At 68.1% G+C, this 13,379-nt stretch carries 13 protein-coding genes; 6 read left to right on the forward strand and 7 right to left on the reverse strand.

All coding sequences use genetic code 11. The features are described from left to right. Positions 1 to 202: 202 nt before the first annotated feature. Complete coding sequence (locus SB751_RS13220; RefSeq protein ID WP_211943701.1) at positions 203 to 1,174, forward strand: Bug family tripartite tricarboxylate transporter substrate binding protein; 972 nt, start codon at positions 203 to 205, stop codon at positions 1,172 to 1,174. A gap of 19 nt (positions 1,175 to 1,193) precedes the next feature. Here the strand turns inward: SB751_RS13220 and SB751_RS13225 are convergent, their stop codons facing one another. From SB751_RS13225 to SB751_RS13235, 3 genes are all read right to left on the reverse strand, one after another. Beyond that, positions 1,194 to 2,375, reverse strand: coding sequence for an acyl-CoA dehydrogenase family protein (locus SB751_RS13225; protein WP_410748111.1), 1,182 nt, complete (start codon positions 2,373 to 2,375; stop codon positions 1,194 to 1,196). Positions 2,376 to 2,399: 24 nt separating this feature from the next. Then, positions 2,400 to 3,440 carry a tripartite tricarboxylate transporter substrate binding protein gene (locus tag SB751_RS13230; RefSeq protein ID WP_250025917.1) on the reverse strand — a complete coding sequence of 347 codons (1,041 nt, stop codon included), beginning with the start codon at positions 3,438 to 3,440 and terminating at the stop codon, positions 2,400 to 2,402. A gap of 94 nt (positions 3,441 to 3,534) precedes the next feature. After that, positions 3,535 to 4,365, reverse strand: coding sequence for an IclR family transcriptional regulator (locus SB751_RS13235; RefSeq protein ID WP_244844907.1), 831 nt, complete (start codon positions 4,363 to 4,365; stop codon positions 3,535 to 3,537). A 132-nt stretch (positions 4,366 to 4,497) separates the two neighbouring features. On the opposite strand from SB751_RS13235, the gene SB751_RS13240 reads away from it, so the two are divergent. Continuing rightward, a complete protein-coding gene (locus SB751_RS13240; protein ID WP_144197127.1) occupies positions 4,498 to 5,742 on the forward strand; it encodes a CaiB/BaiF CoA transferase family protein in 1,245 nt (414 codons plus the stop codon). An 18-nt stretch (positions 5,743 to 5,760) separates the two neighbouring features. Continuing rightward, positions 5,761 to 6,861, forward strand: a complete 1,101-nt coding sequence (locus tag SB751_RS13245; protein WP_144197128.1) for a CaiB/BaiF CoA transferase family protein — start codon at positions 5,761 to 5,763, stop codon at positions 6,859 to 6,861. A gap of 16 nt (positions 6,862 to 6,877) precedes the next feature. Here the strand turns inward: SB751_RS13245 and leuD are convergent, their stop codons facing one another. The 3 genes from leuD to SB751_RS13260 are packed head-to-tail and all read right to left on the reverse strand — an operon-like array spanning position 6,878 to position 9,928. Continuing rightward, positions 6,878 to 7,516: a 3-isopropylmalate dehydratase small subunit gene (leuD, locus tag SB751_RS13250; protein WP_144197129.1), complete on the reverse strand. Its 639-nt coding sequence runs from the start codon at positions 7,514 to 7,516 to the stop codon at positions 6,878 to 6,880. Beyond that, entirely contained in the window at positions 7,509 to 8,927 is a 1,419-nt protein-coding gene (gene leuC, locus SB751_RS13255) for a 3-isopropylmalate dehydratase large subunit (protein ID WP_144197130.1), read from the reverse strand. Before leuC ends, leuD begins: the two co-directional genes overlap by 8 nt. A gap of 32 nt (positions 8,928 to 8,959) precedes the next feature. After that, positions 8,960 to 9,928: a tripartite tricarboxylate transporter substrate binding protein gene (locus SB751_RS13260; RefSeq protein WP_144197131.1), complete on the reverse strand. Its 969-nt coding sequence runs from the start codon at positions 9,926 to 9,928 to the stop codon at positions 8,960 to 8,962. Between the two features lie 255 nt (positions 9,929 to 10,183). On the opposite strand from SB751_RS13260, the gene SB751_RS13265 reads away from it, so the two are divergent. Genes SB751_RS13265 through SB751_RS13275 form a run of 3 tightly spaced genes read left to right on the forward strand, consistent with a single transcriptional unit; the run spans position 10,184 to position 12,816 of the window. Further along, complete coding sequence (locus SB751_RS13265) at positions 10,184 to 10,597, forward strand: cupin domain-containing protein (protein ID WP_092299899.1); 414 nt, start codon at positions 10,184 to 10,186, stop codon at positions 10,595 to 10,597. Between the two features lie 41 nt (positions 10,598 to 10,638). After that, complete coding sequence (locus SB751_RS13270; RefSeq protein WP_250025919.1) at positions 10,639 to 11,631, forward strand: Bug family tripartite tricarboxylate transporter substrate binding protein; 993 nt, start codon at positions 10,639 to 10,641, stop codon at positions 11,629 to 11,631. A gap of 12 nt (positions 11,632 to 11,643) precedes the next feature. Further along, positions 11,644 to 12,816 (forward strand): acyl-CoA dehydrogenase family protein, encoded by a 1,173-nt coding sequence (locus SB751_RS13275; protein WP_144197134.1) that lies wholly within the window; start codon positions 11,644 to 11,646, stop codon positions 12,814 to 12,816. Between the two features lie 303 nt (positions 12,817 to 13,119). On the opposite strand, the gene SB751_RS13280 is transcribed toward SB751_RS13275, so the two are convergent. Continuing rightward, positions 13,120 to 13,302 carry a glycine zipper 2TM domain-containing protein gene (locus SB751_RS13280; RefSeq protein ID WP_144197135.1) on the reverse strand — a complete coding sequence of 61 codons (183 nt, stop codon included), beginning with the start codon at positions 13,300 to 13,302 and terminating at the stop codon, positions 13,120 to 13,122. Positions 13,303 to 13,379 lie beyond the last annotated feature (77 nt).

Below are 13,379 nucleotides of genomic sequence, written 5' to 3' on the forward strand. Positions count from 1 at the left end.
GTGCCCCCGCGCCAAGCCGGTGCATCGCCCCGGCCAACTTCCGCACGAGGAAGGGGGCGGGAAACACTCACCTCAACACCTACCTGACACGTGCCCATTCGGTGTGGCACGCATGTTGCGGATAAGAGCCAGCGCGAACCGGCGCAGAATCCACGAGAGACCAACCATGCGTTTTAGTAGATCGACGAATTTCCGGGCACTCATGACGGCTTCCGTGCTGGCCGCGCTGGCCGTGTCGGCCATGTCCTCCACGGCGGCCATGGCGCAGGCCACACGCGACTGGCCGACCCAGCCGGTGCGCATCGTCGTGCCGTTCCAGGCGGGTTCCGCCACGGACCTCATCACGCGCCAGCTTGGCGTGGGGCTGGGCAAGGAGTACGGGCAGAGTTTCGTGGTGGAGAACCGGCCCGGCGCCGCCGCGATGATCGGCAGCGAGGCCGCCGCCCGCGCGCCCGGCGACGGCTACACGCTGCTGATGTCCGGCCCGGCGTCGATGGTGACCAACCGCTTCCTATATAAGAAGCTCAGCTACGACCCGGATGCCTTCGAGAAGGTGGCGGTGGTGGCCATCACGCCGAATATCCTGCTGTCGAACCCGTCGCTGCCGTTCAAGACGCTGCCGGAGATGGTCGCCTACGCCAAGGCGAACCCCGGCAAGCTGACCTATGCCTCGTTCGGCTCGGGCACTACCTCGCATATCGCCGGGGAGATGCTCAAGGCCGTGGCCGGCATCGACATCGTCCACGTGCCCTACAAGGGCGCCGGCGAGGCGATTCCCGCGCTGCTCTCGGGCCAGGTGTCGATGTACTTCGACACCATCATGACCGGCCTGCCGTTTGTGAAGTCCGGCAAGCTGCGCGCGCTGGGCATGTCCACCGCGAAACGGTCCCCGCAGGCGCCGGAGATCCCGACCATCGCCGAGCAGGGCTACGCCGGCTTCGACATCGCGCCGTGGTACGGCATCGTCGCGCCCAAGGGCACGCCGGCGGACGTGGTGACCCGCCTCAACGTGTCGATCAACAAGCTGCTGAACACGCCGGACTTCCGCGAGAAGCTGGCAGCCACCGGCGCCGAGCCGCGCGGCGGCAGCGTCAGCGACTTCGCGGCGATGGTCGATGCGGAAATTCCCCGCACCGGCAAGCTGGTGAAGCAGGCCGGCGTGACCCTGCAATAACGGCTGGAACTGACGCGCCTCAGCCCGCCCCCAGCTCCAAATCCAGCGCCCGGCCGCGCGCCTCCATGGTGCGCCGGGCGATATTGAGCTGGTGGATCTGGGTGGTGCCTTCGTAGAGGCGGAACACGCGCACATCGCGGTAGAAGCGTTCCGCCACGGTGCGCGCCATATAGCCGCTGCCGCCGAAGACCTGCACCGCGCGGTCCGCCACGCGGCCGCACATCTCGGAGGCGAACATCTTGCACATGGACGCCTCCATGGTCACGTCGCCGCCGCTGTCGCGCTTGCGGGCCGTCTCCAGCACCAGCGCGCGCGCCGCGTGCACCTCGGTGTTGCTGTCGGCAATCATCTGCTGCACCAGCTGGTAGTCGGCGATGGGGCGGCCGAACTGCTCGCGCGTGGCGGCGTAGCGCACCATCTCGTCCACCAGCCGGATGGCCGGGCCGATGCACAGCCCGGCCAGGTTGATGCGCTGCTTGTTGAGCGCCTTCATGGCGGTCTTGAAGCCCCGGCCCGGCACCTCGCCGACGATGGCCGAGGCCGGCACGCGGCAATCTTTCAGGTACACATCGCCCACCGGGGAGCCGTGCTGGCCCATCTTGCGCTCCGCTGGCCCGGTGCTCAGGCCCGGCGTGCCGCGCTCGATCAAAAAGGCGCTGATGCCGTGCGCGCCCGGCGTGTCGGGGTCCGTGCGGGCGAAGACCGTGAACAGGTCCGCCAGCGGGGCGTTGGTGATAAAGCACTTGCTGCCGTTGAGCACGTAGTGGTCGCCATCGCGCACGGCCACGGTGCGCAGCGAGGTGGCGTCCGAGCCGGCCTCGGGCTCGGTCAGCGCGAAGCAGCCGGTGATCTCGCCGGAGGCCAGCCGGGGCAGGTAGCGCGTGCGCTGGGCCTCGGTGCCGTCTGCCACCAGCGATTCGGAGGCGATGCCGGTATTGCCGCCAAAGCGGGCGCGGAACACCGTGGCTGCTTGCGACACCTCGATATTGACCAGCGTCAACTCCTCGGCGGTCAGCCCGGCGCCGCCGTACTCGCGCGGAATGCTGTGGCCGAACAGGCCCAGCGCGCGCATCTGCGCCACCACAGGCTCGGGAATGACATCGGTGCGATCGATCTCGGCTTCCAGCGGGATGCAGGTTTCCAGCACAAAGCGGCGGATGTCGGCCAGCAGCGTGTTCAGGGCGGAGGGATTGCTAATCATGGGAGGTCGCCTCTCAGGAAAGAATTATTGGGCGGTGATGCCGGACGCCTTGAGCACGCGGGCCCACTTGCGCGATTCGGCATCGACGTATTTGTCGAAGGCGGGCGCGCTCTGCGGGGTCACGTCCATGCCAAGGTCCTGGAGCCGGCTGGCGACATCCGGCGCGGCCACGGCCTGGGCCACCGCGTCGGCCAGCTTGCGCACCACGGCGTCCGGCGTCTTGCGCGGCGCCACCAGCCCGAACCACGCGCCGGCCTCGTAGCCGGGCAGGCCGGCGGCCTCGGCCACCGTGGGCACGTCCGGCATGCCGGGGTAGCGCTTGGCGGAGGTCACGGCCAGCGCGCGCAGCTTGCCGGACTTCACGTGCGACTGGGCGATGGCCACCGTGAGCGGCATCATCGACACCCGCCCGCCGAGCAGGTCCGTCAGCGCCTCCGGCTGGCCCTTGTATGGCACGTGGGTGATCTGCACCCCGGCGCTCTGCGCCAGCAGCGCGCCCGCCAGGTGGTTGGAGGTGCCGACGCCGGCGCTGGCATAGGTGAGCTTGTCGGGATGGGCGCGGGCCTCGTCGAGCAGCGCCTTGAGCGTCTGCGCGCTGGAGGCGGCCGGCACGGCAATCACGTTGGGAATCATGCCGAAGCCGCCGATGGCGCGGAAATCGCGCTCGGCGTTCCAGGTGATGCTGGCGTTGAGCAGCGGCCCCACCGCGTGGCTGGGGCTGACGGCGAGCAGCGTGTAGCCGTCCGGCGCCGAGCGGGCCACGCCGTCCGTGCCGATGGCGCCGCCCGCGCCGGCCTTGTTCTCGACGATGACCGGCTGGCCCAGCGTCTTCGACATCCGCTCCGCTACCACCCGCGTCACGGAATCCACCACGCCGCCGGCGGAGAAGGGCACGATGATCCGGATCGGATGGTCCGGGAAGCGCGCCGCGCTCTCGTTGGCCTTATCCGCTGCCTTATCCGCAGCCTGAGCGGCCGCTGACCAGAGGGCCGATGAGGCTGCCATCAGCAGCGCGCAAGTGAGCCACCCGCGACGCGAGCGGGCCAGAATCTTCATGCCAGACATGGTTGTCTCCGTATAGCGTATAGGACGATGGTCGTCGATGGGTCCGGCGGCCTCTGCGGGCCGTCCGGGTGGCCTGGGCGCGATGGCCGGCTGGCTATCGCATCAGGCCGAATTCGATTTGTCGCACGGCTTCCAGCAGCTTCGGGGCGACTTCCCGTTCCAGATAACCGTCCTTGTCACGCAAGGCCGAGATCGAACAGTTCAAGGCAAACGGCTCCTGTTTCTGCATGCGGATCGGCGCGGCAATCGCGTGGATCTCGGAGCGCCACTCGCCCGGGCTCAGGCAGTAGCCGCGTGCGGGAAAGTGCTGCTGCTCCGCCGTCCACATCGGTTTCTCCACGCGAAACCGCTCCGGGTCTTCCACGCGCAGCCGGTTCAGCACCGCCGTGCGCTCCTCCGCGCTGCACCCGAGCAGCAGCGCGCGGCCAATCGACGTGGACAGTACGGGCCGGGTGCTGCCGATGTCCGGCTGGTACACGTTGGTCGGGTCCAGCCGGCAGCTATCCACGTACACCACGGTCAGCCGGTCCCGCATGCCGAGGTTCACCGTGCAGCCGGTTTCCCGCGCGATGGCCTCCATGTAAGGGCGGGCCACCTGGCGGATCGGCAGGGCGGCGAGCATCGGGTACGCCAGCGCCAGTACGCCCGAACCGAGCCGGTACTTCTGCGTGCCGGGCACCCGGCTCAGGAAGCCCAGCAGGCACAACGTGTAGGTCAGCCGCGAGACCGTGGCCTTCGGCAGCCCGGTGCTGACCACGAGGTCCTGGTTGCCCAGGATTGGCCGGGCCGGGGTGAAGGCCCGCAGTACTTCCACGCCGCGCGCCAGGTTGGTGGCGAACTGTCTGTCGTGGGCCAGCTCGTCGGCGCTGGCCAGGCCGGAAATCGTGTTTGGGTCCATGGCGGGGGTGCGCTGGGGTGGATTCATCTTGGTTTCCGCAGGTCGGGGAGTCAATGATGAACCGGAACGGTTTCGCTGTGCGAAACCCTGCTTGCAAGGCGGGTCCGCCGAGCCCACCCTCGTCTCACCGTGCTTTTTCCCTTTCTTCCTGGCGACGACATGCACCCCTCCGAACGCAATTCCGCACAGCGGACCCCCTCCGACTCGCCCCAAGGCGGCCCGCTGCGCGGCGTGCGCATCCTCGACATGGCCACCGTGGTGGCCGCGCCGTTCTCCGCCACGCTGTGCGGCGACATGGGTGCGGAGGTGGTCAAGCTGGAACTCCCGGACGGCAGCGACCCGCTGCGCGGCCTGGCGCCGGTGAAGGACGACCTGTCGCTGTACTGGAAGGTCACCAATCGCGGCAAGCAGGGCATTTCGCTCGATGTGCGGACGCCCGAGGGCCGGGCGCTGTTCCTGCGCCTGCTGCCCGAGTTCGATGTGCTGGTGGAGAACTTCCGCACCGGCACGCTGGATCGATGGGGTCTGGATATCGCCACCCTGCATCGCGCCAACCCGCGCCTGACCGTGCTGCGCCTGACCGGCTTCGGCCAGACCGGGCCGTATGCCGCCAACCCGGGCTTCGCGCGGATCTTCGAGGCGATGAGCGGCTTCACCAACCTGTGCGGCGAGGCCGCCGGCGGGCCGATGCATATGAACTACCCGATCGGGGACATGGTGGCGGGGCTGTTCGGCGCGTTCTCGATTGCCACGGCGATTGCCGAGGCGCGCGGCGCGCCGGAGGGGCCGGGGCGCGAGATCGACCTGTCGGCCACGGAGGCGCTGCTGCGCCTGCTGGAGCCGCTGGCGGTGGAGTACGAGCAGCTCGGGCAGGTGCGCGGGCGCTCCGGCAACCGGGCGACCTACACCGCGCCGTCGAACATGTATCGCACGGCGGACAACCAGTGGGTCTCGCTGGTGGCCTCGTCGGACGTCACCTTCCGGCGGCTGGCCAAGGCCATGGACCGGCCCGATCTGGCGGAGTCCGCCGACTATCGCCGCAACCCGGACCGCATCCGCAATATCGGCCCGCTGGACGACCTGATCGTGGCCTGGTTCGCCGCGCAGCCGTATGACGCCATCGCCGCCGCGCTGAAGGCGCACGAGGTGCCGTTCAGCAAGGTGTTCACCATCGCCGATGTGATCGATGATCCGCATTTAAAGGCACGCGAGGCCATCGTCCGGCTTGAAGATGCCGACCTCGGCACGATTCCGGCGCCGTGCGTGGTGCCGCGCTTCTCTGGCTACCAGCCGCAGCCGCCGCGCAGCGGCCCGGCCACGGGCGAGCACAACGCGGCAGTCTATGGCGCGATCGGGGTCACCGCTGCGGATCTCGCGGCGCTCAAGTCGGCCGGCGTGGTTTGATCGATGTCAGGAGCAGCCATGCTGGAAGGCGTGCGGATCGTGGAGATCAGCGGGCTCGGCCCCGGGCCGTTCTGTGCGATGCATCTGGCCGACCTCGGCGCCGATGTGATTGCCGTGGAGCGGCCGGGCGATGGCGCGCCGGGGCAGCCGCGCAAGCTGGTCAACCGGGGCAAGCGCTCGGTCGTGGCCGATCTGAAGACGGCGGCGGGGCGTGATTTCGTGCTCGACCTGATTGCGGACGCCGACGCGCTGATCGAAGGCATGCGGCCCGGCGTGATGGAACGGCTGGGGCTGGGGCCGGAGGTCTGCATGGCGCGCAATCCCCGGCTGGTCTATGGCCGGATGACCGGCTGGGGCCAGACCGGGCCGATGGCGCAAGTGGCCGGCCATGACAACAACTACACCGCGCTGTCCGGCGCGCTCTATTACAACGGGGCGCCCGACGCGCCGCCCTCGACCGCTTTCGCCGTGACCGGGGACGTGGGCGGCGGGGCCCTGTACCTCGCCGTGGGCCTGCTGTCCGGCATCCTGCGCGCGCGGGGCACGGGCGTCGGCACGGTGGTCGATGCCGCCATCGTCGATGGCTCGGCGCACATGCTGCAACTGCTGCTGGGGGCCAAGGCCAAGGGCTATATCCACGGCGAGCGTGGGCGCAACCTCCACGACAGCTCGCACTTCTACGCCACCTATCGCTGCGCGGATGGCCAGTTCATCACCGTGGGCGCCATCGAGCCGCAGTTCTACGCCTTGCTGGTACAGGCGCTGGGGCTGGCCGGCGACGCCCGGTTTGCCCGGCAATGGCAGCGGGAGGCGTGGCCGGAACTCCACCAGCATCTGGCCGAGGTCTTCGCCACCGACACCCGCGAAGGCTGGTGCCGCCGGCTGGAAGGCACGGACGCGTGCTTTGCGCCGGTACTGAGCCCGGCGGAGGCCGCCGCGCATCCCCATAACGTGGCGCGCGGGGTCTATGTGGAGGCGGATGGCTTCCTGCAGACCGCCCCGGCACCGCGCTTCGACGGCGCGGTGCGGCCGGTCGGGCGCATTCCCGCGCCGGGCGCGCATGGCGACGAGGTCCGGGCCGGGCTCCAGACCGGCAGCCCGTGGCGCGAATCAGCGTGAAGGTGGCGGGTGACGCTCAGGCCACCCGGTCGCGCGTACGCCGGGCTACGTCCCGGGTCCAGGGGAATGCCGACCAGTAGCGCTCGGCAAACTGCTCGATCTCGCCGCGCTGCTTCAGGGATAGGCCGATCATGTCCAGCCCCTCCAGGAACATGCGGCGGTGCCGCGCGGACAGCTCGAACGGGTATTCGCCGGCCGGGGTGCGCACCCGCATGGCCGCGACGTCGATGGTGATGACGTTGTCGCTGTCGGCATCGACGTCGTTCATCAGCTGCTCGATCACCTCCCGGGGCAGCATCACCAGCAGCAGGCGGTTGTTCATGGCGTTCGAGTAGAAGATCTCCCCGAAGCTCGGCGCGATGACCGCCTGCACGCCGAACTGCTGGAGCCCCCACACCGCGTGCTCGCGGCTGGAGCCGCAGCCGAAGTTGGCGCCGCCCACCAGGATGCGGGTGCCGGCGTATTCAGGCCGGTTCAGCACGAAATCGGGGCGCGGCTGGCCGGCGGCGTCGAAGCGGTGGTCGTAGAGCACGCCCTGGGCCAGCCCGGCCTTGTCGATCCCGCGCAGGAACTGCTTGGGGATGATCTGGTCGGTGTCGAGGTTCTCGAAGCGGATGGCCGCGCCCTTGCCGGTAATGGTTGCTTGATCAGACATGGGAGACCTCCAGCTTGCGGACATCGGTAATCGTGCCGGTGATGGCGGCGGCGGCGGCCATGGCCGGGCTCATCAGGTGGGTGATGGCGCCGCGCCCCTGGCGGCCCTCGAAGTTGCGGTTGGTGGTGGAGGCGCAGCGCACGCCATCGGCCAGCACATCGTCATTCATCGCCAGGCACATCGAGCAGCCCGGCTGGCGCCATTCGAAGCCGGCGGCGGTCAGGATGTCGGCCAGCCCTTCGCGTTCGGCCTGCGCCTTCACTGTGCCGGAGCCGGGCACGACCATCGCCCGCACGCCTTTCGCTACGGTTTTGCCGCGTACCACGCTGGCTACCGCGCGCAGGTCCTCGATGCGGCCATTGGTGCAGGAGCCGATGAACACGTGCTGGATCGGCGTGCCTTCCAGCGCCGCGCCAGAGGTCAGGTGCGTGTAGGCGAGGGCTCGCGCCACCGAGCGCTGCTCGGCATCGTCCATCTGGTCTTCGGGGAAGGGGATGTGGCCGGACACCGGCAGCGCCTGGTCCGGGCTGGTGCCCCAGGTAACGTAGGGCTCGATGTCGCTGGCATCGAACATGTATTCCATGTCGAAGGTGGCGTCGGCGTCGCTTTTCAGCGTATCCCAGTACTGGCGGGCGGCGGCGCGCTGCGCCTCGTCCATATCCGCTGCACGGCGCAGCACGTAGTCGACGGCGGCGTCGTCCGGGGCGATCAGCGCACCGCGCGCGGCAGCTTCCACGGTCATGTTGCAGAGCGTGAAACGCGCTTCGATGCTCAGGTCACGGATGGCCGTGCCGCAGTACTCCACCACGTAGCCGCGCGCGCCCTGCGCGCCGATGCGGGCGATGATCTTGAGGATCAGGTCCTTGGCCGTGGTGCCCACCGGCAGCTTGCCGTCCACGCGGATGCGCATGGTCTTGGCCATCCGGTAGACCAGCGTCTGGGTGGCCAGCACATGCTCCACCTCGGACGTGCCGATGCCAAAGCCCAGCGCGCCCAGCGCCCCGTAGGTGGTGGTGTGGCTGTCGCCGCAGATCACCACCATGCCCGGCCGGATCATGCCGTGCTCGGGCGCCACCACGTGCTCGATGCCCTGCAGCCGGTCGTTGGTGTCGAACAGCGGAATCGCGTGCCGGGTGCAGTTGTCGCGCAGGTTGGTGGCCTGTAGCGCCGAGGCCGGGTCCGCAATCACGCGGATCGCGGTGGGGTGGGTCGGAATGATATGGCTGACGACCGAGACATTCTGCCCCGGCACCAGCACGCCGCGCCCTTGCTCGTGCAGGCCGGCAAAGGCCTGCGGGCTGGTGTACTCGTTCATCAGATGCAGGTCGCAGAACAGGAGGACGTTGTCCTCGTCGATCCGGGCGACGGTGTGTGCGTCCACCAGCTTGTTGTATAGGGTTCGGGAAGTCATCGCTACGGTCTCTGCTACGGTTTCTGCTTAGGTCATTCGGCGGTGATGCCGCGCTGCTTGATCAATTTCGCCCACATCGGCATTTCGCGCTCCAGGCGCTGGCGGGCGGCTTCCGGCGTGGTCGGGGTGGGCTCGAAGCCTTCCTTGACCATGCGCTCCCTGGTGGCCTGCGCGGCCAGCGCGCTGTTCAGCGCGGTGTTGAGCTTGTCGATGACGGGCTTGGGCGTGCCGGCCGGCGCGAAGACCATGAACCACGTCTCGAACAGGTAATCGGGCAGGCCGGCCTCGGCGGCGGTCGGCACGTTCGGCAGCAGGGCGGAGCGCTTGGCGCCGGTCACTGCCAGCGCGGTCAGCTTGCCGCCCTGCACGTGCTGCTGGGCGGCGGAAATCACGGGGAAGCTCATATCCACCTGTCCGGCGATGGTGTCCACCAGGGCCGGGCCGCCGCCGCGATAGGGCACGTGGACGATCGACACATTGGCCACGGACTTGAACAGTTCGGCCGACATATGGAAGGTGCTGCCATTGCCGGCGGAGCCGTAGGTCAGCTTGTCCGGCGACGCCTTGGCCAGGGTAATCAGTTCCTGCAGATTCCTGGCCGGCACCTTGTTGTTGATCACCAGCACGTGCTGCGAGCTGGCCACCATGCCGATCGGCGCCAGATCCTTCAGCGTGTCATACGGCATGCGCGGGAACAGGCCCGGGTTGATGGCCAGCGACACGGTTTGCAGGCCGATGGTGTAGCCATCCGCCGGCGACTTGGCGACGGCATCCACACCGATATTGCCGCCCGCGCCGGCGCGGTTCTCCACCACGAGGGTGCCGCCGAGGCTCTTCGCCCAGGCATCCGAAATCAGGCGCGCGGCGATGTCTGCGCTGCCACCGGGGGCGTAGGGCACGATCAGGCGGACCGGGCGCTGCGGATAGGACTGGGCCGAGGCCGTGCCCACGACGGCGGTGCAGGCGAGCAGGGCGGTACAGGCGAGGTGGCTGAGCTTCATGGGGTTGTCTCCTTTTGGATAGGTGTCGTTATGGCTGGCATCCTAGCATTTGCCTGCGGCGACATAATTTCGGTCGATGCACTTCATTCGTGCCTCAGATTCATCAATGAGGGATGCACCCGCGCCACACCCAAGGGCCATCCCCTAGTTGACTTCGTTTTTCATGGGCATAAAATCAGTTTCACAAACATGAAAAGAGACGCCCGTGATGCCACGCGGCGGCCGTTGTAGTTCCCTGTTGGAGACAAGCCCTTTATGACCCAAGCTTCACCCGCATCACCCGCATCGGGGCCGGTGTATTTCGTCCGCACCGAGGACGTTGCCGGCTACCACCCCGCCAATCACGTCGGCACGCTGAACCGCCGCATCATCGGGCGCGAGAACGTCGGCGCCACCCAGCTCGAAGTCATCCACGGCACCATCGAACGCGGCAAGGGCGCGCTGCCGCACGCGCATCCGGGCATCGAGCAGGTCTGCTATGTGCTGGAAGGCCGCGCGCGGGCCGAAGTCAACGGGCAGTCCCAGGAACTGGGCCCCGGTGACTGCTGCTTCTTTCCGGCTGAAGCGATGCACGTCTTCACGGTGATCAGCGACGAGCCCGTCAAGCTGCTCGTGGTCTACGCCCCGCCTTACGAGGAATCGCCGGACCGCGTCATCCGTCCCGCCTGAATCCGCGCCGCCTGCCTATATAAGAATCCGAGGAGACCACCATGCTGACTTTCCGTGCGCGGCGCGTGCTTGCCGCCGCCATCGTGGCGTTGCCCGCGCTGGCAACGCTGTCGTTTGCCCCCGCTGTCCACGCTGCTGATAGCTGGCCCAGCCGTCCGATCCGCCTTGTCGTGCCGTTTGCCGCCGGCAGCGGCACCGATGCCGTCGCGCGCATCACGGCCAAGGAACTGGGCGATGCGCTCGGCCAGAACGTGGTGGTCGACAATCGCCCCGGCGCCAACGGCGCCATCGCGGCGGAGCTGGTTGCGCAGGCGGCCCCGGACGGCTATACGCTGTTCATGACCACCAACACCACGCATTCGGCCAATCCGTCGCTGATGAAGAAGCTGCCCTATGACCCGATCAAGGACTTCACGCCGGTCGGCCGCATGGGCAACCTGCCATTCATGCTGGTGATCAATCCCAAGCTGCCGGTCAAGACGGTGCCCGAGCTGATTGCCTATGCCAAGGCGCATCCGGGCATGTCCTACGCCAGCGGCAACAGCACGGGCATCGTCTCTGGCGCCACGTTCTCGCGGCTGGCCAAGCTGGACCTGCTGCACGTGCCCTATAAGAGCACGCCGCCGGCCATGACCGACGTGATTGCCGGGCAGGTGCCGATGATGTTCGTCGACGTGGCCGCGGGCATCGCCAACGTGAAGGCCGGCAAGATGCGCGCGCTGGCGGTGACCACCGCGCAGCGCAGCCGCCTGCTGCCGGACCTGCCGCCGATTGCCGACACCCCGGAGATGAAGGGCTTCGACATCACTTCCTGGAACGGCGTGTTCGCGCCGGCCAAGACGCCGCAGCCGATCGTCGAACGGCTCAATCGCGAGCTGTCGCGCGTTGCGTCGAGCAAGGAGGTGGCGCCGCGCTTCGAGGCGCTGGGCTTCGAGGCCTTCGGCCAGAATCCGCAGCAGTTCGCCGGCTTTGTGGCGGGCGAGCTGGTCAAGTGGACCAAGCTGGTGAAGGACGCTGGCATCCAGCCGGAATAACGCGAGATGCCGATGAACTTCGAAAGGACACCTGAACAGAACGCCATCGTTGAAGCCGTAAGCCAGCTATGCAGCGACTTCGGCCCCGACTACTGGGCCGGGCTGGACCAGCGCCATGAGTTTCCCGAGGCGTTTCACAAGGCGATGGCCGGCGCGGGCTGGCTCGGCATTGCCATGCCGGAGCAGTACGGTGGCGCGGGGCTCGGCATTACCGAGGCGGCGCTGATCATGCAGACCGTGTCGGCGTCCGGGGCGGGATTCTCCGGCGCGTCCGCCATCCACATGAACGTGTTCGGCCTGAACCCGGTGGTGGTGTTCGGCTCCGAGGCCCAGCAGGCGGCCGCGCTGCCGCCGCTGATCGCCGGGCAGGAAAAGGCCTGCTTCGCCGTGACCGAGCCGGACGCGGGGCTCGATACCACCCACCTGAAGACGCAGGCGGTGCGCACGGACGATGGCAGCGCCTATCGCGTGGATGGCCGCAAGATCTGGATCTCCACGGCGCAGGTGGCCACGCGCATGCTGCTGCTGGCGCGCACCACGCCGCTGGAAGCCGTGGCCAAGCCCACGCAGGGCCTGAGCCTGTTCTACACGGCGCTGGACCGCAAGCACATCGAGGTGCGCGAGATCGACAAGATGGGCCGCGGCGCCGTGGACTCGAACATGTTGTTCATCGACGGCCTGATGGTGCCGGCGGCGGACCGCATTGGCGAGGAGGGCAGAGGCTTCGAGTACATCCTGCATGGCCTGAACCCGGAGCGCATCCTGATCGCCGCCGAAGCCGTGGGGCTGGGCCGCGCCGCACTGGAAGCCGCCACCCGCTATGCCCGCGAGCGCACCGTGTTCGGGCGGCCCATCGGCCAGAACCAGGGCATCCAGCACCCGCTGGCGCAGGCGTGGATGGCGCTGGAAGCCGCCGACATGATGGTGTGGAAGGCCGCCTGGCTCTACGACAACGGCAAGCCGTGCGGCGCCGAGGCCAACGCCGCCAAGTACCTGGCCGCCGAGGCCGCGCACCAGGCCTGCCAGACCGCCGTGCTGACGCTGGGCGGCATGGGCTATGCGCGGGAATACCATGTGGAGCGCTACCTGCGCGAGTCGTACATCCCGCGCATCGCGCCGGTCAGCGCCCAGCTGATCATGTGCCATATCGCCGAGCGCGTGCTGGGGCTGCCGAAATCGTACTAGTTCGATCAAGCGGCATAGCAGGATAGGCTGGATAGGAAAAAGCCCCGGTGCACGCGCGCCGGGGCTTTCTCATTGCAGGGTTTCCCACGGCCGCGCCATGACGATCGGGAGATCTGACATCGTTGTGTGCCGCGATGCCTTTCAGCGATGAAAACGTCCGCTCATCGTTGAAAAACACAACAGCCGATGCTCATGGCGCGGCGCGCGGCGGCATATCCTTCCCATCTTCAAGCATATGCCGCGCTAGCCTGGACGACCCTGCCCGCCATCCAGACCGCGGAAAACGTGACTTACCTCTAATCTTTACTTGCCAAGCTCGTGGCCAATCACGCCACCGACCACGGCACCGCCCACCGTACCCAGGGCGCTACCGTCGCTCACTTCGTGTCCGACAACGCCGCCCGCGACGGCGCCGGTTGCCGTGCAGCCCGAGAGGGCCCAACAGCATGCGCCCACCGCGAGCGCGCCAGCCAGTCGTTTCCACATGGTTGCTCTCCTGCATTCCGGGGCCGCGCCGCATTGCGTAGGTCTCGCTGATCTGCGATGCGGCGCTCCCGCCACGA

Source organism: Cupriavidus sp. SIMBA_020 (assembly GCF_046535395.1).
GTDB classification, from domain to species: Bacteria; Pseudomonadota; Gammaproteobacteria; order Burkholderiales; family Burkholderiaceae; genus Cupriavidus; species Cupriavidus campinensis.